Annotated in this window: 18 protein-coding genes; 11 read left to right on the top strand and 7 right to left on the bottom strand. The window is 65.9% G+C overall.

Annotated features, from left to right (window positions below):
* Positions 1 to 129 precede the first annotated feature (129 nt).
* The 3 genes from rocF (at position 130) to HGB51_RS19815 (ending at position 1,789) form a co-directional block, all read left to right on the top strand.
* Positions 130 to 1,053, top strand: a complete 924-nt coding sequence (gene rocF, locus HGB51_RS19825; RefSeq protein WP_070208475.1) for an arginase — start codon at positions 130 to 132, stop codon at positions 1,051 to 1,053.
* A 171-nt stretch (positions 1,054 to 1,224) separates the two neighbouring features.
* Positions 1,225 to 1,362 carry an entericidin A/B family lipoprotein gene (locus HGB51_RS19820; RefSeq protein ID WP_068848583.1) on the top strand — a complete coding sequence of 46 codons (138 nt, stop codon included), beginning with the start codon at positions 1,225 to 1,227 and terminating at the stop codon, positions 1,360 to 1,362.
* Between the two features lie 205 nt (positions 1,363 to 1,567).
* The gene (locus HGB51_RS19815) at positions 1,568 to 1,789 is read left to right on the top strand and encodes a CsbD family protein (protein ID WP_070208476.1); all 222 of its coding nucleotides are present in this window, start codon (positions 1,568 to 1,570) and stop codon (positions 1,787 to 1,789) included.
* A gap of 99 nt (positions 1,790 to 1,888) precedes the next feature.
* On the opposite strand, the gene HGB51_RS19810 is transcribed toward HGB51_RS19815, so the two are convergent.
* The gene (locus HGB51_RS19810; RefSeq protein WP_070208477.1) at positions 1,889 to 2,713 is read right to left on the bottom strand and encodes a hypothetical protein; all 825 of its coding nucleotides are present in this window, start codon (positions 2,711 to 2,713) and stop codon (positions 1,889 to 1,891) included.
* A 109-nt stretch (positions 2,714 to 2,822) separates the two neighbouring features.
* Here HGB51_RS19810 and HGB51_RS19805 point away from each other — a divergent pair, with 109 nt between their 5' ends.
* The 4 genes from HGB51_RS19805 to HGB51_RS19790 all read left to right on the top strand — a co-directional run bounded on the left by HGB51_RS19805 (position 2,823) and on the right by HGB51_RS19790 (position 7,217).
* Positions 2,823 to 4,121 carry a tryptophan--tRNA ligase gene (locus tag HGB51_RS19805; RefSeq protein ID WP_171966945.1) on the top strand — a complete coding sequence of 433 codons (1,299 nt, stop codon included), beginning with the start codon at positions 2,823 to 2,825 and terminating at the stop codon, positions 4,119 to 4,121.
* Between the two features lie 60 nt (positions 4,122 to 4,181).
* Complete coding sequence (locus HGB51_RS19800; RefSeq protein ID WP_070208549.1) at positions 4,182 to 4,520, top strand: hypothetical protein; 339 nt, start codon at positions 4,182 to 4,184, stop codon at positions 4,518 to 4,520.
* A gap of 37 nt (positions 4,521 to 4,557) precedes the next feature.
* A complete protein-coding gene (locus HGB51_RS19795; RefSeq protein ID WP_070208550.1) occupies positions 4,558 to 5,490 on the top strand; it encodes an MBL fold metallo-hydrolase in 933 nt (310 codons plus the stop codon).
* 74 nt (positions 5,491 to 5,564) lie between these two features.
* Entirely contained in the window at positions 5,565 to 7,217 is a 1,653-nt protein-coding gene (locus HGB51_RS19790; protein ID WP_070208551.1) for a M28 family metallopeptidase, read from the top strand.
* A gap of 64 nt (positions 7,218 to 7,281) precedes the next feature.
* Here HGB51_RS19790 and HGB51_RS19785 read toward each other — a convergent pair whose 3' ends face one another.
* Complete coding sequence (locus HGB51_RS19785) at positions 7,282 to 8,616, bottom strand: MFS transporter (RefSeq protein WP_070208552.1); 1,335 nt, start codon at positions 8,614 to 8,616, stop codon at positions 7,282 to 7,284.
* A gap of 180 nt (positions 8,617 to 8,796) precedes the next feature.
* Between HGB51_RS19785 and yedA the strand changes: the two genes are divergently transcribed.
* From yedA to HGB51_RS19770, 3 genes are all read left to right on the top strand, one after another.
* Positions 8,797 to 9,699 (top strand): drug/metabolite exporter YedA, encoded by a 903-nt coding sequence (gene yedA, locus HGB51_RS19780; protein WP_070208553.1) that lies wholly within the window; start codon positions 8,797 to 8,799, stop codon positions 9,697 to 9,699.
* Positions 9,696 to 10,607 (top strand): EamA family transporter RarD, encoded by a 912-nt coding sequence (gene rarD, locus HGB51_RS19775; RefSeq protein ID WP_070208554.1) that lies wholly within the window; start codon positions 9,696 to 9,698, stop codon positions 10,605 to 10,607. The genes yedA and rarD overlap by 4 nt, the downstream gene beginning before the upstream one ends.
* A gap of 104 nt (positions 10,608 to 10,711) precedes the next feature.
* A complete protein-coding gene (locus tag HGB51_RS19770; protein ID WP_070208555.1) occupies positions 10,712 to 11,158 on the top strand; it encodes a hypothetical protein in 447 nt (148 codons plus the stop codon).
* Here the strand turns inward: HGB51_RS19770 and HGB51_RS19765 are convergent.
* Entirely contained in the window at positions 11,155 to 12,684 is a 1,530-nt protein-coding gene (locus HGB51_RS19765; RefSeq protein WP_070208556.1) for an MASE1 domain-containing protein, read from the bottom strand. The two genes, HGB51_RS19770 and HGB51_RS19765, sit on opposite strands and share 4 nt — an antisense overlap.
* 364 nt (positions 12,685 to 13,048) lie before the next feature.
* Between HGB51_RS19765 and HGB51_RS19760 the strand changes: the two genes are divergently transcribed.
* Positions 13,049 to 13,915, top strand: a complete 867-nt coding sequence (locus HGB51_RS19760; protein ID WP_141739178.1) for a hypothetical protein — start codon at positions 13,049 to 13,051, stop codon at positions 13,913 to 13,915.
* Between the two features lie 59 nt (positions 13,916 to 13,974).
* Here the strand turns inward: HGB51_RS19760 and HGB51_RS19755 are convergent, their stop codons facing one another.
* The 4 genes from HGB51_RS19755 to HGB51_RS19740 all read right to left on the bottom strand — a co-directional run bounded on the left by HGB51_RS19755 (position 13,975) and on the right by HGB51_RS19740 (position 18,527).
* Entirely contained in the window at positions 13,975 to 15,285 is a 1,311-nt protein-coding gene (locus tag HGB51_RS19755; protein ID WP_070208558.1) for an ABC transporter permease, read from the bottom strand.
* 11 nt (positions 15,286 to 15,296) lie between these two features.
* Positions 15,297 to 16,454: an ABC transporter permease gene (locus tag HGB51_RS19750; protein ID WP_070208559.1), complete on the bottom strand. Its 1,158-nt coding sequence runs from the start codon at positions 16,452 to 16,454 to the stop codon at positions 15,297 to 15,299.
* Between the two features lie 14 nt (positions 16,455 to 16,468).
* Positions 16,469 to 17,158 carry an ABC transporter ATP-binding protein gene (locus HGB51_RS19745; RefSeq protein ID WP_070208560.1) on the bottom strand — a complete coding sequence of 230 codons (690 nt, stop codon included), beginning with the start codon at positions 17,156 to 17,158 and terminating at the stop codon, positions 16,469 to 16,471.
* A 121-nt stretch (positions 17,159 to 17,279) separates the two neighbouring features.
* Positions 17,280 to 18,527, bottom strand: coding sequence for an efflux RND transporter periplasmic adaptor subunit (locus HGB51_RS19740; RefSeq protein ID WP_070208561.1), 1,248 nt, complete (start codon positions 18,525 to 18,527; stop codon positions 17,280 to 17,282).
* Positions 18,528 to 18,530: the final 3 nt, after the last annotated feature.

The raw sequence follows: 18,530 nt of genomic DNA, 5'->3' as shown, positions 1-18,530 counted from the left end.
CGCCCGCGCCTTTGCAATGTGTCAAACCATTGACACATAAGGCTTTCACGCCGGACTGCTGCGCCGCCGCGCGTGTTTCGGCGGCACCGTCACTAGACTGGTCTGATTTTCCGTGTGTGTGGAGTCAGCATGAGCAAGCGTCAACCTGCGGTGTCCCTGATCGGCGTGCCGACCGATATCGGTGCCGGCCACCGGGGCGCCAGCATGGGCCCGGAAGCCCTGCGCATCGCCGGCCTCGTCGAAGCGCTGGAGGCGCGCGGCGTGGACGTGCGCGATTGCGGCGACCTGGTGGGCCCGCGCAATCCGTGGACGTTGCCGGTCGAGGGCTACCGCCACCTGGACGAAGTGGTGGAGTGGAACCGCCTGCTGATGGACGCCACCTACGCCGAGCTGCAGGCCGGCCGCCTGCCGATCATGCTCGGCGGCGACCACTGCCTGGGCATCGGCTCGATCACCGCCGTGGCGCGCTGGTGCCGCGAGCAGGGCCGCAGCCTGCGCGTGCTGTGGCTGGATGCGCATTCGGACTTCAATACCAGCGAGGTGACCCCCTCGGGCAACGTGCACGGCATGCCGGTGGCCTGCCTGTGCGGGCTGGGCCCGGACGCGCTGACCCGGCTGGGCGGCGACGCCCCGGCGATCTCGCCGCAGCAGGTACGCCAGATCGGCATCCGCTCGGTGGACCAGGAAGAGAAGCGCCTGATCAAGCAGCACAAGGTCGATGTGTACGACATGCGCTACATCGACGAAGTCGGCATGAAGCGCGCGGTGGAAGCGGCGCTGGAGGGCGTGGATGAAAACACCCACCTGCATGTGAGCTTCGACGTGGACTTCCTGGACCCCAGCATCGCCCCCGGCGTGGGCACCACGGTGCCGGGCGGGGTGAACTACCGCGAGGCGCAGCTGGTGATGGAAATGATCGCCGACACCGGCCGCATGGGCTCGCTGGACATCGTTGAACTCAACCCCATCCTGGACGACCACAACGCCACCGGGTCGCTGGCGGTGGACCTGGTGGAGAGCCTGTTCGGCAAGTCCACCCTGATGCGCGACTGACCTTCCCGGCCGGTTCCCGGCGCGTGGCTGAACAGCCGCGCACCGCGTTCACATCGATTGCACGCGCCAGACCCCAGATTGCACATCACGCGGGGGCAATGCCACCGCGATCTGCCAGAGGCAGGTGGGGCCGGAATTCGGTAGTGACGTTGAACTAATCAGGAGAACCCTATGAAGCGTGTTATTGCACTGATGCTGTTGTCGATGGTTTCGCTGGCCATGCTGTCGGGTTGCAACACCGTTGCCGGCGCCGGCAAGGATGTGCAGAAGGCCGGGCAGTCGGTTGAAGACGCCGCCAAGGGCAACTGATCCAGCGATGCAGCCAGCCCCGTGCTGGCATGCAACGAAGAATGGCCGGGAATTTCCCGGCCATTTTTTTGTGCGATTTCCGCCGCTGCTTCTTCCATTCAATGAAGTGAGCGTGCGCTTCATCCGCGCTTGACCGCCTGAAAACACGCGTTATTGCATCCTGTTTCTGCGGCGACATTGCCGTTGCACTACAGGACGCGAACCCATGAACAAAGACATCATTTCCGGCAAGTGGACGCAGCTGAAGGGTAAGGCGCAGGCAAAGTGGGGCGACCTGACCGATGACGATTTCAAGGTGGCCGAAGGCAATGCCGAATACCTGGCGGGCCGCCTGCAGGAGCGCTATGGCTGGGCGCGCGATCGCGCCGAAAGCGAGGTCAAGGACTTCGAAGCCTCCATGCGCAAGGATTACCCGGATTTCCACTGACCCGCAGCGCGGGCCAGCGCGGTGCAGTACCGCGACGAGGGTATGAAACCGGAACGGGCCGCATCGCGGCCCGTTTTTTTGCGTCCGTACCCGTCCGGCTCAGCGCCAGCCGTAGGCGGGCGGGTCCGGCACGAAGCTGTTGGGAAACGCCTGCGGGCCACGCTCGCCGCCGCGGTAGCGGGCCGGAATGACGCCCCGCGCCACCAGGTTGCGCTCACTGTCATAGCGGATGTCCACGCGCTGCGCTGGCAGGCGGCTGGCGCGTTCGAAGGTGGTGCTGCCCGAATACGACGCTTCGCGCTGGCCGTGGCCAGTGCCCAGCGCGGGCGCCGGTGCAGCAGCCACTGAGCCGCTGGCCCGGGCCGAGGGCATCGCGCTGTCGGCGGCCGCTTCAGCCGATGCCTGCGCCTGCACCCGGCTCTTTTCCCGTGCCACCGGCGGCGCGCGCGGGGTAGGTGGCACCCAGCGCTGGGCCTCGTTGAACACCGCGATGCCGATCACGCCAATGTTGTCCGGGCGCCCGGTACGGTCGGCGTAACTGTTGCCGGGGCTGGTGAACACGAACTGCGTCACATCCCGTTGCGACTTGCGCCAGCCGGTGATGTCCGCGCTCTGCCACGGCTCGAGCACGTAGCCGGTCTGGTCGGGAGAGGCCACCTCGCCGTTGATGACGTTCAGGCCGTCCACCGACAGCACCACCAGCACCCGCTCGGGGCTGTTGTTGCGCAGGCGCACCGCATACGGCGTGCCCTGGCTGCCGGCCACCCAGCGCTGGCCGCGGTGCTGCCAGGTGGGCAGTTCCCGCTGCTGGTCGCGGTCGACCAGGCTCAGGGTGACCGGACCGGCGTCGGCACGCGGCGGAACGGCGGGTTTGAAGCCACACAGGGCCAGCACGGCAAGCAGGGGCAGGGTCAGGCGTTTCATGGCAGGGGCCTTCGCGGTTGGGTATGACCTTCAACGCGCCGGGCCGGCCAACGGGGTTGCGCGCGGGCAGGTAAACTGGGGGCGTTCAACTGCCTGTAATGATTCCCACATGACCACCCGCGTTCTCACCGGTATCACCCCCTCCGGCACCCCCCACCTGGGCAATTATGTCGGCGCGATCCGCCCGGCCATTGCCGCCAGTGCCGCCTCGGACATCGAGAGCTTCTTCTTCCTGGCCGACCTGCACAGCCTGATCAAGGCGCAGGAGCCGGAGCGGACCCAGCGCTCGACCCTGGAGATCGCCGCCAGCTGGCTGGCGTGCGGGCTGGACCCGGACAAGGTCTGGTTCTACCGGCAGAGCGACATTCCGGAAACCACCGAGCTGATGTGGTTCCTCACCGCCATCGCCAGCAAGGGCATCCTCAACCGGGCCCATGCCTACAAGGCGGCGGTGGACAAGAACCGCGAAGAACAGCTGGACGAAGACGCCGGCATCAGCGCGGGGCTGTTCATGTACCCGGTGCTGATGGCCGCCGACATCCTGATCTTCAAGGCCAACCAGGTGCCGGTGGGCCGTGACCAGATCCAGCACATCGAAATGGCGCGCGACTTCGCGCAGCGCTTCAACCACGTGTACGGCAAGGAATACTTCCCGCTGCCGGAGGTGGTGATCGACGAGCAGGTGGCCACCCTGGCAGGCCTGGACGGCCGCAAGATGAGCAAGAGCTACCACAACACCATTCCGCTGTTCGCCCCGCGCGCGGAACTGAAGAAGCTGGTGTTCTCCATCCTGACCGACTCGCGCGCACCGGGCGAGCCCAAGAGCACCGAAGGCTCGGCGCTGTTCCAGATGTACCAGGCCTTCGCCAGCCCGGCGCAGACTGCGGCGTTCGCCCAGGCCTTCGCCGACGGCATCAGCTGGGGCGACGCCAAGCAGCAGCTGTTCGAGCGCATCGACGCCGAACTGACCCCGCTGCGCGAGCGCTACGACGCGCTGATGGCCGAGCCGGAGAAGATCGAAGCGCTGCTGCGTCGTCGCGGCCAGCAGCTGCGCGAGCAGTACGCCATTCCGCTGCTGAAGGAGCTGCGCCACGCCGTGGGCCTGCGCGACCTATCCACTGCCGGCAGCATCGCCGCGGAAGACGGTGGCGTGGCGCGCGCTGCACCGCCGCTGTTCAAGCAGTACCGCGAAAAGGACGGCCGCTTCTACTTCAAGCTGCAGGCCGGCGACGGCACGCTGCTGATCCAGAGCGAAGCCTTCGATTCCCCGCGCGATGCGGGCCAGCTGATCGGCGTGCTCAAGCAGGCCGAGCAGGGCGACCAGCTGCAGAGCGAGCTGTTCAAGCTGGAAGCGGAAGTAGACGTGGTGCTGGCCGCGCTGCAGGAGCTGCGCGACCAGGCCGCCTGATGCGGCGCGTGCGGTAGCCATCGACCGCTGGTCGATGGAATCGTCAACGGAGGAAACACGATGGCCTGGTTGTCGTTGGTGTTGTTCCTGCCCTGGTTCATCCTGCTGGGCACGTTGTACTGGATGTTCCCCCGCCAGCCGCGCGACACCGCGCGGCGCCTGTTCGACAGCGCCGCGCTGGTGCTGGCGTTCGTGCTCAGCATTGCCGCCATGCTGTGGGGCCACCATATCGGTGTGGTGCAGAGCGACGCCGGCCCGATCTGGCGCCAGGTGCTCGCGGTGCTGTATGCCTACGGTGCGTTCCTGGGGGTGATGGTGGCCGCGCTGCTGCTGCGCGGCAGCTGGCTGGCCCAGCGTGCGACCAAAGCCGCATCGAAGTCGGCCGCCGGTTCGCCCTAGACTGGGCAGGCATACCGTTTCAGCCAGGGATGAGCCGATGTACGTGGACCCCAGCATTTTCACCATCGATACCGCGTTCCAGCGCAATGACTTCGACGCCGCCTACCTGATCGTCGAACACGGCCGCGCCGCGTTCATCGACTGCGGCACCGGCCTGGCCGTACCGGCCATGCTTGCCGCGCTGGCACGTGCGGGCTGCACCCCGGAACAGGTGGACTGGCTGGTGCTCACCCATGTGCACCTGGACCATGCCGGCGGCGCCGGCCTGCTCATGCAGCAGCTGCCCAACGCCACGCTGGTGGTGCACCCGCGCGGCGCACCGCACATGATCGACCCCACCCGCCTGGTCGCCGGTGCCACCGAAGTCTATGGCGCCGAGGAAATCGCGCGCAGCTACGGCCCGGTGCTGCCGGTGCCGGCCGCGCGCATCGTGATTGCCGAAGACGGCCACCGCGTCGACCTGGCCGGACGCAGCCTGCTGTGCCTGGACACGCCCGGGCATGCGCGCCACCACCTGTGCGTCTGGGACGAACGCAGCCGCAGCCTGTTCACCGGCGACACCTTCGGCCTGTCCTACCGCGAGCTGGACAGCGCCCGTGGCGCCTTCATCGTGCCCACCTCCTCGCCGGTGCAGTTCGACCCCGAACCGCTCAAGCAGTCCATCGCGCGCCTGCTCGCACTGGAGCCGCAGGCGGTGTATCTCACCCACTACGGTCGCGTGGAGGGCATACCCGCGCTGGCTGCCGACCTGGTGGAGCAGATCGATGCGATGGTGGAGATCGGTCGCCAGTGCGATGAGCGTCCTGATCGCCACCGCTGCCTGGTTTCAGCACTCACCGCGCTGTACCTGGAGCGCGCGCAGGCGCACGGCTGCCGCCTGGACGATGCCGCAGTGGAGCGCATCCTCGCCATGGATATCGAGCTCAACGCACAGGGCCTGGCCTGCTGGCTGGACCGCGACCGGCGCTGAGGCGTGCACGGTAACTGAAGTGTCACGTTACACTTTGGCATTCCGTTCTTTTTCTGGTGTCTGCCGTGAATCCGATGCGCATGCTGCTGTTGTCGTCCTGTCTGTTCGTCGGCGGGCTGGCCCACGCGGCCAATGACCTGCCGGGCGGCGGCATCGACCCCGAAGCGCTGTCGCGTCACGTGCGGATCCTGGCCTCGGACGAGTTCGAAGGGCGCGCCCCGGCCTCGCCCGGCGAAGAGCGCACCGTGCAGTACCTGATCGAGGAATTCCGCAAGTCCGGCCTGCAGCCGGGCGGCCCGGACGGCAGCTGGGTGCAGCCGGTGCCGATGGTGCGTGCCTCGGTCGACGGCCCGGTGCGCGCGGAGCTGCGCCAGAAGGGCAAGGCGCGCGCGCTGGAAAACGGCGTGGATGTGACGATGCAGAGCCTGCGCCCGCAGGCGTCGGTGGACATCAGGAATGCACCGCTGGTGTTCGTCGGCTACGGCATCGACGCGCCCGAGCGCCAGTGGGACGACTACAAGGGCGTGGACCTGCACGGCAAGATCGCCGTCATGCTGATCAACGACGCCGATTTCGAGTCCGAACGCCCCGGCGCCTTCGACGGCAAGGCGGTCACCTACTACGGTCGCTGGACCTACAAGTTCGAGGAAGCGGCGCGGCGTGGCGCGCAGGGCGTGCTGATCGTGCATGAAACCGCCCCGGCGGCGTACGGCTGGGCCACGGTGAAGAGCTCGGGCACCTCGCCGCTGTTCGACATCGAACGCACCCCGGAGCAGGCGCTGGCGCAGCACGTTCCGCTGCGTGGCTGGATGCAGCGCTCGGTGGCCGAGCAGGTGTTCCGCGACGCCGGGCTGGATTTCGAAGCGGAGAAGCGCAAGGCCATGACCCCTGGCTTCCAGCCGGTGGTGCTGGGCGACGCTACGCTGTCGGCGCAGTTCAAAATCAAGCGCGAGCAGGTGGTCACCCGCAACGTGGTGGCCAAGCTGCCGGGCGGCGCGCACGCCGACGAAGCGGTGATCTTCTCCGCGCACTGGGACGCGTTCGGCATCGGCCAGCCCGACGCCAAGGGCGACCGGATCCGCCGTGGCGCGATCGACAACGCCACCGGCGTAGCCACCGTGCTGGAGCTGGGCCGCGTGTTCGCGGCCGGCCCGCAGCCGCAGCGCACGCTGTACTTCGTGGCGCTCACGGCTGAAGAAAAGGGCCTGCTCGGTGCCAACTACTACGCCGCGCATCCGCTGGCGCCGCTGGAAAAGACCGCCGCGGTGATCAACATCGAGATGTTCAGCCCGGACGGCCCCACCCGCGACATTGCCTCGTGGGGCAAGGGCCGCGTCTCGCTGGAAGGGGACCTGGAGCGCGTGGCCAAGGCCCGTGGCCGCAGCTACAGCCCCGACCCGAACCTGGAAGCGGGCTTCTTCTACCGCGCCGACCACTTCGCCTTCGCCCGCCTGGGCGTGCCGGCGATCACCATCGGCCCGGGCCTGGACAAGCTGGAAGGGGGCGTTGAAGCCGGCAAGGCACTGCGCGAGAAGTACTTCGCCGACTGCTACCACCAGGCCTGCGACGCCTGGACCCCCACCTGGGACCCGGCCGGCCACGCCGCCGACACCCTGCTGGTCTACGACCTGGGCGCCGAACTGGCCAACAGCCGCCGCTGGCCGCATTGGGAAGAGGGTTCGGAGTTCCGCAAGACCCGCGAACAAAGCGAAGCCGCCCGCCGGTAACGGAACGCGAAACAAAAAAAAGGCCGGGGCATGCCCCGGCCTTTTTCATTTTTCCGACCCTGAATTATTTCAGGGTGCCATCCAGATAGTTCGGCCCCTTGTTCTTCAGGAAGAACACATACACAACCAGCGACACCGCGATGATCGCCGTGACGTAGATGGCGAAGTCGCCCACCCGGTCGGTCTTCAGCGCGCCCTGGTACAGCAGTGGCGCGGTACCACCGAACAGCGAGTTGGCCATCGCGTAGCCGAAGCCCACGCCCAGCGCACGCACGTGGGTCGGGAACAGCTCGGCCTTCACCACCGCGTTGATCGAGGTGTAACCGGTCAGGATCACGAAGCCAATGGCCAGGGTCAGGAACGCCCACAGCGGGTCATGCTGGTTCGGCAGCTGGGTGATCAGGTACCAGCTGTACAGCACGCCGCCCACGCCGAAGAACACCAGCAGGCTCTTGCGGCCCACGATGTCCGAGAGCCAGCCGCCAATCGGCTGCAGCACCATCAGGAAGGTCAGCACGCCCAGGTTGATCAGCGTGCCGGTCATCACGTCGGTACCGGCAAACGCGCTCTGGATCATCTTCGGGCCGTTCACCGAATAGGTGTAGAAGGCCACGGTGCCGCCGGCGGTGATCAGGAAGCACAGCAGCAGCGGGCGCCACTGGTGCACGAACAGTTCGTACATCGAGCCCGACGCCTTGGCGCGGCCTTCGCGGGCGGCTTCGATGGAGTCTTCCGTCAGCGACTCATCCATCGAACGACGCAGCCAGAACACCACGATGGCGGCCAGGCCACCGATGCCGAACGCGATGCGCCAGCCCCAGGCCGAAATTTCCGGCTTGTCCCAGAACAGCAGCATGGTGAACAGGGTCAGCTGTGCCAGCACGTGGCCACCGACCAGGGTGACGTAGTGGAACGAAGACAGGAAGCCACGGCGGCCCGGCAGCGCGGCCTCGGACATGTAGGTGGCGCTGGTGCCGTACTCGCCACCGGTGGCGAAGCCCTGCAGCAGGCGCGCGAACAGCAGGATCAACGCGGCCCAGCCCCCGATGGTGGCGGCAGTGGGGGTCAGCGCGATCAGGAACGAACAGGCGGCCATCATGGTCACCGACACGGTCAGCGCCAGGCGGCGGCCGTAACGGTCGGCGAAGCGGCCGAAGTACCAGGCGCCGATCGGGCGCATCAGGAAGGTGGCGGCGAAGATCGCCCACACATACATGGTGGAGTTCTTGTCGGCGGCCGAGAAGAACTGGGATTCGAAGTAGACCGCGAACACCGAGTAGACGTAAACGTCATACCACTCGACCAGATTGCCGGCCGAGCCCTTCAGGGTGTTGGAGATCGAACGTTTCAGCGCGGCCTTGTCATTGGCGGGCGCGGAAAGGGTAGGGGAGATGCTCATGCTGGAAAACGGTCCTCACGGTGGAGCGGTGGTTCTAGGCAGTTTTTACCTTACCCCACGTGCATGACCGGTGGGCATTGCACCATGTAACTAGTCCGGGCACGACAGCGTGCCACCAGAAGGCATGCCGCGCCTGCGGCAAAGCCCTAGAATCCCCTCTCCCCCTCCCGCTGGTCCCGTATGGCCGCTACCCCCGCACCCCCGCAGGCCGCTCCCCGCAGTGGCCTGGTCGTCCTGGCCCTGCTGCTGGTGTACGTGGTCTGGGGGTCCACCTACCTGGGCATCCGCTTCGCCCTGGAGGGCGGTGCGCTGCCGTTGACGACAGTCTCCGGGGCCCGGTTCATCGTGGCCGGCAGCCTGATGTACGCCGTGCTGCGCTGGCGCGGCCTGCCCGCGCCGACCGGCCGGCAGTGGCGCAACCTGGTCATCATGGGCCTGACCATGCTGGTGCTGGGCAACGGCATGGTGGTGCTGGCCGAGCGCACCGTCTCCTCCGGTCTGGCCGCCACCGCCGTGGCCTCGGTACCGCTGTGGATGGCCCTGTTCGGTGCCATGCGCGGCCAGCACGCCACCCGCGGCGAGTGGCTGGGCATCGCCATCGGCTTCCTCGGCGTGGTCTGGCTGAATGCGGGAAGCAGCCTCACCGCGTCTCCGCAGGGCTTGATCCTGCTGCTGATCGCCCCGATCGGCTGGGCGTTCGGCTCGGTCTGGGCGCGCGGCCTGGACCTGCCCAGCCCCTTCATGACCGCCGCCGGGCAGATGCTGTGCGGTGGCGTCATGTTGGTCGCGCTCGGCCTGGCCACCGGCGAACGGCCGACCACCTGGCCCAGCATGAATGGGCTTCTGGCCGTGGCGTACCTGTGCATGTTCGGCTCCATCGTGGCCTTCACCGCCTACGTGTGGCTGCTGCAGAACGTGCGCCCGGCGCTGGCCGCCAGCTACGCCTACGTCAATCCGGTGATCGCGGTGCTGCTCGGTGCCCTGATCGGCCATGAGCACTTCGGCCCGCATGACCTGCTGGCCATGGGCGTGATCCTGGCGGGCGTGCTGGTGCTCACCCTGGCCCGGACCCGCCGCAAGTGAGCGCAGTGGAAAGGACGCCCCTGCAGGAACAGCGCCGTGGCCTGGCCATCACCGCCTTCACCTTCACCCTGTGGGGCCTGGTGCCGGTGTACTGGCACCTGCTCAAGGCGGTGCCTTCGCAGCAGATCATCGCCCACCGCATCATCTGGAGCACCGTGCTGGTGGTGGCGTGGCTGCTGATCAGCAACGGCACCGGCTGGTGGAGGCAGATCGCCGCGCAGCCGCGCGCGCTGCCCACGCTGGCGCTGAGCAGCATGGCTATCGCCTTCAACTGGGGCCTGTACATCTGGGCGATCAACGCCGGGCATGTGATCGAAACCAGCCTGGGCTACTTCATCAACCCGCTGGTGAGCGTCGTACTGGGCGTGGTGGTGCTGAAGGAACGCCTGCGCGGCCTGCAGTGGCTGGCCGTGGCCTGCGCCGCGCTCGGCGTGACCTGGCTGACCATCGACGCCGGCACCCCGCCGTGGATCGCACTGGGCCTGGCCTGCTCGTTCGGCCTGTACGGCCTGCTGCGCAAGATGATCTCGGTAGACCCGGTGGCGGGGCTGGGCATCGAAAGTCTGTACCTGTTCCTGCCGGCAATCGGCTTCGCGTTGTGGAGCGAGGCCGGCCACGGCGGCGGCTTCTTCGGCGGCTGGGGCTGGCGCAACGACCTGCTGCTGATCCTCGGAGGCGCGGTCACCGCCCTGCCGTTGATCGGCTTTGCCTATGGCGTAAAGCGCATCCCGCTCTCGCTGGTCGGCATCCTGCAGTACATCGCTCCCAGCCTGGGCCTGTTGCTGGGCGTGTTCTTCTTCCGCGAACCGTTCGACAGCGCGAAGGCGATTGGTTTCGCCGCGATCTGGGTAGGCCTGCTGCTGTTCGTCTCCGACAGCGTGTACCGCTCGCGAAAAATCCCCCGGTAGAGCCACGCCCTGCGTGGCTGCGCCAATTTCCGATTTTGTTCAACGTGCTGCAGAACCCGCGCGCATAGCATCGCGCGCACCAGCCATTGAAGAATCGGAGGTGCATGGTGCTGAAACTGTCTGCGCGTTACCTGTGTCCGCTCATCCTGATGATGACGTCCCCGCTCCCCGCATGGGCGCTGTGCTGCCCCGGCGACATTAAGGACCCCATGTCTGCGAGTAGCGGGATAGGGCAGGTTCAACCGTCCGAGACAAATGTGAGCCTTGATCGGCAGTGGGCCGTTCATACGTTCGAACGTGACGGAGTTGGATACCTGCAGGTCAGTGAACAAGCAGGAGCGGTGCAGTTCATCATCGGGCGATCGGGAACCTACTACTGGGTGCTGCCCGCCGGCCCGACGGACACCAGCATCGCCTTACCTTCGGACCATCGCCCATCCGCGCCGGCGCATGCGCGGGAGGTGTACCGGCATCCCGATTTCAGGCTGCTGGTGAGTGGTTGGGGAAGCGCTGCAAACTGGTGGGTGGAGAACGCCTCCGAGCAGCCCTAGCACGTTGACGGATCAGCGAACGACATCCGGATGCGATTACGAAGGCACTGAACGGTTCCGCCGTAGGCTTGGGTCCGGCCACTTAACCGACCAATCGCCATGGTCACTGTGCTCCTGGATAGCCTGTGCCGAACGTCCGCAGCGCCGATGGTAACCACCACGCCCCGGGTGGTTCCATGGCGACCGCATCTGGCGCGGATCAACAGGTTTCCCTTCTCGTATTCCAGCAGCAGGGAAACCGCCTCTGTCATTGCGCGATAGACGTTGAGCTGAAGATCCAGGTCCAACCGGCAAGGATCGCCTGAAAGATGAAGCCGCTCCAGCCTGGCTGTCTGTTGCCAGGCATCACCGACTCCTCCGATCTGAAGGGCCAGGTAGAGCCCCACATGCTCCATGCTGGTTGGGTAAACCATGCTGGTCTGCTCCCGGAACTTCCTCGAGTGAACGGTTGCAACGTGCAGAAGACTTGAGGCCATGTCGTGGTGTCCGCGAACTTTCAGCCAATCGATGGTCTCGCTCAGCGCGGACTCAAGCCCGTCCCCAATCCGCCTAAGATCCATTGCTCGATTGCGGAGCTCGCGTTCACCCACGCTATTGGAGGTGCGAGCGTTCGAGATGGCCTGCCGGCTGGCGCTCGCATGAAAAGTGCACTGATGGTAGAAGTGCGTGATCCGTGAGCCAAGGGCAAGCAACGCCGTACCTGACAGGGCTGCAATCAGCTGTACGTTGAATGATTCCAGATCAAACGAAGAGGGAAGTCCGGTGACCGGGGTACCAACGCGGACGAAGAGATTCATCAAGGGCATTCCAATGGCTGCCCCCAGCCAGCCCTGCAGGCAGGTCAGCGCGATGACAGGTGCCGCCATTAGAAGTTGAGCAGTCGTTCGTTCGACTGAACCTTGGGGAAGAAGGATCGAGACGAAGCCGCATGCCAGAAGTGCAAGTAAGCCGTATGTGGTCCGTGAGTCCAGAAACGACGGCCAGTCGACATCCATCCGCTGTCTCCACAGCGCCGCCAGTGGCACAACAGTCAGGATCGCTACGTAGTCGCCAAGCGTGCTTCTGAACGCAATTGACGCGATCCCTCCGGCCGGCGGTACGGGCCAAAGGAGATGGGCAATGAGAACCGTGCCTGTTCCGATCAGTACTGCTGAAGCAGTCGCGACCGATAGCATCCATGTATCCGTCTGGCGAGCGATATGTCGCCGATGCAGGTAGACGACCCACGCCGCAGTTGGAAACTGAAACGCGGAGGAGATCAGGACCCAGGAGAGGCCATACTTCTCGATCAGGGGAAGTCTCAGGTGACCATAGTAGGCGTACTCGCCCAGCAACAGGTATGGCCAGAACCGAACAGGGCATAGGATCAACGCTGCGACTCGTATGCCTGCCGGTATGAAAAACTGATCCAGTGAAACCTGCCTGGTCGCCCAGCACGTTGTGGCGAACAGCCCAGCAATCAGCAGCCCTTCGGGCAAGGTTCGTAAGCCTGATCGAAACGCGCCTGAAATCTTCTGTGTCGACATCCACACCCTCCGTAGGTCGGGCGATGTCGCAATTCGTCCGCGACGCACGCCCATTCCGAGGGCGCGAAAGTATCCACGGGGTGCCGCATTCGCAATGAAGATTCGGACTTTTCAGACAAAGACGAGGCCGGTTGTCTGCTTCCATTGAACTGCGTCACACCGTAGGCATGATCCGCGTTCCAAAACGTAGGCGTGAACCCGGTTGCGGCGATGACGTATTGCGCACTCCTGTCATGGAGTGTGGGTTGCATCATTCCGGATGATGCATCCGAGGCGTCGCGTTTCGCCTCATTCCGATAGTCACCCCTTCCGCCTGTTGCTGAACTGCCTGTACCCGCGTGTGCGGGCAATCAGGGAGCAGATGATGAAGAAGGTGTGGTGGTTGCTATTGGCCGCGTTGCCGTATCCGGCAGTGGCGTCGGTGGAGGATCCTCTTGCCCGGCCCTGTTACATGTGCACTGCCAGTGAGATGTATGAGCGTGCAGAGTCGCTTGGGGTCGGACAGCACTACATTTACAACGGCGCGAGTTGGACCAATATCCAGGGCTTCGATGTGACCGAGGTCAATGGCCAACGCGTGGCGACCCATTTCGTGCCGGAGCCATGGATACGCACGCAGTACAACCAGATGATGAGGCTGTACGACGAGAGGCGGGACGAATTCGTTGATCCATGGGGGACGGTATCGTTGCAGCCGCCGGGTGCGCCCCATGTGGCCCTGGAACAGCCGCAAAGCAGTACCATCCTGTGGGGTCATCACGTTGCGGGCGTCAATCCCAGACATCTGGAAGCCCGCGAAACGGCGCGGCGGATGATAACGCGCGCAATTCGCTTCGACTATCTCAACGCGGATACCGAACACGGGCGCGTGCTGCGCATCGAATCCCCGTGGGGAGGGATAACGCCTCTCATCTCCCGCCTCAACATCATTACCGCGTATCTGGGATTCATCGAGTTCTACTTCGACCATGAAACCCGTCGTTGGGAATATCTGGAATCAGGTGACCGTTATGCGCGAATGCAGGAAACGCCAGAGGACTTCCTGCATGCAGACGGTGCGCCGCGCGAGTTTCTGTATCGCAAGGAGTACGCAGCGCTTAGGCCCTTCTTCATGGACCGCGCCAAATGGGCGGGCGTGGAGGTGATCGGCGAGCTGCCCGGCTACGTGGACATGGTCTTTTCCTGCAGTCGCGTCCAAGGAAAGCCCCAGTGCCGGATCGCGAACTACTAGTGGTAGCTACTGCGACGCAACCGACCGTGCCCCCCCCGGGGCACGGTCTCTGCCAGCAATCAGGTCTCCCGCAACGCGGTAGTAATCGGCAGCCGCGCCGCGCGCAGTGCGGGGAACAGCCCGCCCACCAGCCCGATCCCCAGCGCCCACTTCAACCCGCTCCACAGCAGCTCGGGTGAGACCTTGAACTGGAACACCACCTGGCTGAAGTTGCTGCCGATGGTGGAGACGCTGTAGCCGTTGAAGATGGCCCAGGCCACCAGCCCGCCCAACAGGCCGCCGATCAGCGCCAGCAGCATGGTTTCCAGCATGATCGCGGTGACCACCGGCACGCCACGGAAGCCGATGGCGCGCATGGTGGCGATCTCGCGCGCGCGGGTGGCGACCGCCGCGTACATGGTGTTGAGCGCACCGAACACCGCACCCACCGCCATGATCGCGCCGATCACCGTGCCCAGCACCTTGATCAGCGTGTTCAGGCCACCGCCCTGCTTGGCGTAGTACGCCTTGGTGGTTTCCACGTCCAGCTTCAGGCGCGGGTCGGCGGCGACGCCGGCCTTGAACTGCTTGAAGCCTGCCTCACCGTCAGTGCGCACCGTGATCGACTGCCAGGCACTGCGCTGGTAAGTGTTGGCCAGGGTTTCAGCGTCGGTCCACAGCTCCGAATCGTGCGCGTCGCCGGAGTTGAACACCCCGACCACCGTCCACTGCTGGTTGCCCAGGTTGAGCGTCTTGCCCACCTCCAGCCCACGGAACTGTCCCTGCGCACCCTTGCCGACCACGATCTCGCGCAGGCCGGGATTGAAGCGCCGGCCTTCGGTGATCTTGACCTTGTCGTGCACCGCCCAGGCCATCTCGCCCACGCCACGGAACTGCGCGTTGACGTCGGTGCCGTCGCCCTTGGAGACCAGGTTCACCACCTGCGAGAGCTCCGGCGAGATCATCGGCTTGCCCTGCGCGTCCTTGGTCACGCCCGGCACCGTGGACAGCAGCGGCACCTGGTCGCGGGTGATCACCGAATTGGTTTCCGCCTGCGAACCGCCGCGCAGCACGATCGCGGTGCTCTCATCTCCGGTGCTGTTAAGGGTGGCCTGGAAGCCCTGGCCCATCGCCAGCATCGCCACCAGCACGCCGACCACGCCGGCAATGCCCACCACCACCACCGAGGACGCGCCCCAGCGCTGCGGAAGGCTGGCCACGCCGATCCGCGTGGCGGCCAGCGCCAGCCGCCCGCTGCGGGTGAGCAGCAGCCACAGCACCACGGCTGCAACCACCGCCAGCACCGCCGGCCACGGCAGCATGATCCACACCACCAGCGCCACCGCGAGCAGCAGCACCGACAACAGATTGCCCAACCATTGCTTCTTCATGTCGGTTCTCCTCAGCGGCCCGCGAGGGCGTCGACGATCTTCAGCCGCTTGGCGCGCAGCGCCGGCAGCAGGCCCACCACCACGCCGATGACCAGGATCAGCGCCACGCCCATCGCCCAGGTCTGGGTCGGCACGTGCGGCGGCAGCAGGCCCTGTGTCTTCGGCGACAGGATCGGCAGGATGGTGGCAGCCAGGGCCATGCCGATGGCACCGCCCAGCCCGATCAGCAGCACCGCCTCGATCATCACCAGTACCAGCACCGTGCTGTCCTTGAAGCCCAGCGTCTTCAGCGTGGCCAGCTCCGGCACCCGCTCGCGCACCGCCTGGGCCATGGTGTTGCCGGTGAGCAGCAGCAGGGTGAAGAACACCGCGCCCATGATCGAGGTGACGATCAGCCCGATGTCGGCGAACTGCTTCACGAACGCCTGCTGGAAGGCAGACTCGGTCTGGGTCTTGGTTTCATGGTCGGAGTTGGCCGAGATCGCATCGATGGCCTGGGCCACGCGCGAGGCATGGTCCGGGTTGTCCAGGGTGACCGTGAACCAGCTGACCTGGTTCTTGATGTAGTCGTTGGACTCGTCGAAGTACTTCCAGTTCATCATCAGCTGGCGTTCTTCATTGGCCGCCAGGGTGCGGTCCTTGGAGCGGAACACGCCTACCAGCTGCAGCGGCCAGTCGTTGCTGCCCCCGCGCGGGAAGATGGTGGCCTGCAGCGGAATGGTGTCGCCGATCTTCCAGCCGAACTCCTTGGCCAGGGTCTCGCCGACCACCGCGCCGGTACGGGTGTCCTGGAAGGCCTTGAGCTGGTCCGGCGGCAGCTGCAGCTCGCGGTACACGTCGAAGTAGTTCGGCGCCACCGAGAAGTTGGGGAAGAAATTCTTCGGGTCCTGGTAGATGCCGCCGAACCACATGCCCGAGGTCACGTCCTTCACCCCTGGTACTTGGCGCACCTGCGGTTCCAGGCGGATCGGCAGCGACTGGGTGATGGACAGGCGCGAGGCCACGATCAGGCGGTTGGCGCCTTCCACGCTGCCGCCCGAGCTGAAGGCCACGCGCACCGAGTCGAGCATGCCGAACAGCAGGAACGCGGCCACCACCGAAAGCAGGGTCAGCAGGGTCCGCGTCTTGCTGCGGAACAGCTGCGCCCATATGAGCGAGAAATACTTCATCGCAGTGACCTCCGTCAGTGGGCCGCAGGCGCGTCGGCCAGCTCGCCCTTGTCCAGGTGCACCGTATGCGTGGCGTACTCGGCGGCCTTGGGGTCATGGGTGACCATGATGATGGTCTTGCCGTGCTCGCGATTGAGCTGCTGCAGCAGCAACAGGATCTCTTCGGCCGAGGCACGGTCGAGGTCGCCGGTCGGTTCGTCGCAGATCAGGAAGGTCGGGTCGGACACGATCGCGCGGGCGATCGCCACGCGCTGCTGCTGGCCGCCGGAAAGCTCGTTGGGGCGGTGGCTGCGGCGGTCGGCCAGGCCGACCAGGGTCAGCGCGATCTCCGCATTGCGCTTGCGCTGCGCCGCGCCCAGGTGGGTCAGCAGTAGCGGCAGCTCCACGTTCTTCTGCGCGGTAAGCATCGGCATCAGGTTGTAGAACTGGAACACGAAGCCGACGTGGTGGCTGCGCCAGGTGGAGAGCTGGCCGCCGGACATGCGGTCGATGCGCTCGCCTTCGATCTCGATCTCACCGCCGCTGGGCGTGTCCAGCCCGCCGATCAGGTTGAGCAGGGTGGTCTTGCCCGAGCCGGAGGGGCCCATCAGCGCGACGAAGTCGCCCTTCTGGATGTCCAGGTCGATGCCGTGCAGGACCTGCACCTTCTCGGGGCCGCGCTGGTAGGTCTTGGTGATGTTGCGGAGCGAAACCAGGGTGGACATGGGTGGTTCTCCGTAAATCGATGAAGAGGAAAAAGATCGCGGGCAGCCGCCCACGCGCGCGCCGGGACGGCACGGGAATCGCACTAGCTCGGCTCGCGACCAGGTCGCGGCACCGCCCTGCTTACTGCGGTTGCTTTTCCACTACGGCACTGCCGTCGCGCAGTTCCGGGGGTGGGTTGTTGACCACCTGCTCGCCGGCGCTGAGGCCGGCGGTGACCTGGCGGTCGTTGTTGAGGGCCACGCCGACCGTGACCGGCACCTGCTGCACGCGCTTGTCGTCGCCGACCACGAAGGCCACGGTCTTCTGGTCGCGCTCGACCAGCGCCGAGGCCGGTACGCGCACGCCCTTGGGTGCAGCCGCCTGGGTCGGCGCGGCCGCTTCCAGGAAGCTCACCCGCACGCCCATTTCCGGCACGATGCGCGGGTCTTTCACCTTCAATGCGATGCGCACCTTGACCGTGGCCTTGCCGCGGTCGGCGGTGGGAATGATGGCGATCACCTCGGCCGGGATCTTCCATTCCGGGTAGGCGTTGAGGGTGGCTTCCACCGGCATCTTCGGCTGCACGCGGCCGATGAAGGCCTCGCCCACTTCAACTTCGATCTCCAGCGAGTCCATGTCCACGATGGTGCCGATACCGGTACGGGTGAAGCCGCCACCGGCCGACAGCGGCGAGACGATCTCGCCCGGCTGCGCGGCCTTGGCGGTGACCACGCCGGAGAACGGCGCGCGCACGGTGTTGTTGTCCACGCCGAGCTCGGCGATGGCCAGCGCGTCGCCGGCCACGCGGGTATTGCGTTCGGCGGTCTTGAGCTGGGCCCGCAGGCTGTCGCGCTGGGCCATGGCAAGGTCGTACTGCGAACGCGAGACCAGCTGCTGGCCGACCAGCTTCTGCAGGCGACCGGCTTCGGCATCGGCCTGCGCCACCTGCGCCTTCAACCCGGCCAGCTGGCTGCGCGCCGCTTCCAGCTGCGAGGCCGAGAGGCTGCGCTGGGCGTTGGCGTCGATCGGGTCCAGGGTGGCCATCACCTGGCCTTCTTCCACCCGCATGCCTTCCTCGATCATCACCTCGCGGACCTTGCCGGTGATCTTGGCCGAGACCGTGGCCATGCGCCGGGCCACCACGTAGCCGCTGGCGTCGAGCACCGAGCTGCTGGCAGTTCCCTGCTGGATCGCCACCACCGGTACGGTGCTGACCTCGATGGGGCGCTCTCGGCCGAACAGGAACCAGGCGATACCGCCCAGCACCAGCAGCGCGACGATGGCCAGACCGATCCACAAGCCACGGCGGGGCGAGCCCGACGGCGGCGGCGCCGAGGCCTTGTTGCGGTCGATGCGGAGTTCCTTGAGCAGTTCAGCGGATGCGTTCATCGT

Source organism: Stenotrophomonas bentonitica, from assembly GCF_013185915.1.
Classification (GTDB): domain Bacteria; phylum Pseudomonadota; class Gammaproteobacteria; order Xanthomonadales; family Xanthomonadaceae; genus Stenotrophomonas; species Stenotrophomonas bentonitica.
Note: the sequence above shows the minus strand (reverse complement) of the source record. Positions and strands in the feature narration are given on the sequence as shown.

Coding starts and splice junctions, on each gene's coding strand:
- rocF (WP_070208475.1), top strand. CDS start 130: ATGAGCAAGCGTCAACCTGCGGTGTCCCTGATCGGCGTGCCGACCGAT.
- HGB51_RS19820 (WP_068848583.1), top strand. CDS start 1,225: ATGAAGCGTGTTATTGCACTGATGCTGTTGTCGATGGTTTCGCTGGCC.
- HGB51_RS19815 (WP_070208476.1), top strand. CDS start 1,568: ATGAACAAAGACATCATTTCCGGCAAGTGGACGCAGCTGAAGGGTAAG.
- HGB51_RS19810 (WP_070208477.1), bottom strand. CDS start 2,713: ATGAAACGCCTGACCCTGCCCCTGCTTGCCGTGCTGGCCCTGTGTGGC.
- HGB51_RS19805 (WP_171966945.1), top strand. CDS start 2,823: ATGACCACCCGCGTTCTCACCGGTATCACCCCCTCCGGCACCCCCCAC.
- HGB51_RS19800 (WP_070208549.1), top strand. CDS start 4,182: ATGGCCTGGTTGTCGTTGGTGTTGTTCCTGCCCTGGTTCATCCTGCTG.
- HGB51_RS19795 (WP_070208550.1), top strand. CDS start 4,558: ATGTACGTGGACCCCAGCATTTTCACCATCGATACCGCGTTCCAGCGC.
- HGB51_RS19790 (WP_070208551.1), top strand. CDS start 5,565: ATGCGCATGCTGCTGTTGTCGTCCTGTCTGTTCGTCGGCGGGCTGGCC.
- HGB51_RS19785 (WP_070208552.1), bottom strand. CDS start 8,616: ATGAGCATCTCCCCTACCCTTTCCGCGCCCGCCAATGACAAGGCCGCG.
- yedA (WP_070208553.1), top strand. CDS start 8,797: ATGGCCGCTACCCCCGCACCCCCGCAGGCCGCTCCCCGCAGTGGCCTG.
- HGB51_RS19770 (WP_070208555.1), top strand. CDS start 10,712: ATGGTGCTGAAACTGTCTGCGCGTTACCTGTGTCCGCTCATCCTGATG.
- HGB51_RS19765 (WP_070208556.1), bottom strand. CDS start 12,684: ATGTCGACACAGAAGATTTCAGGCGCGTTTCGATCAGGCTTACGAACC.
- HGB51_RS19760 (WP_141739178.1), top strand. CDS start 13,049: ATGAAGAAGGTGTGGTGGTTGCTATTGGCCGCGTTGCCGTATCCGGCA.
- HGB51_RS19755 (WP_070208558.1), bottom strand. CDS start 15,285: ATGAAGAAGCAATGGTTGGGCAATCTGTTGTCGGTGCTGCTGCTCGCG.
- HGB51_RS19750 (WP_070208559.1), bottom strand. CDS start 16,454: ATGAAGTATTTCTCGCTCATATGGGCGCAGCTGTTCCGCAGCAAGACG.
- HGB51_RS19745 (WP_070208560.1), bottom strand. CDS start 17,158: ATGTCCACCCTGGTTTCGCTCCGCAACATCACCAAGACCTACCAGCGC.
- HGB51_RS19740 (WP_070208561.1), bottom strand. CDS start 18,527: ATGAACGCATCCGCTGAACTGCTCAAGGAACTCCGCATCGACCGCAAC.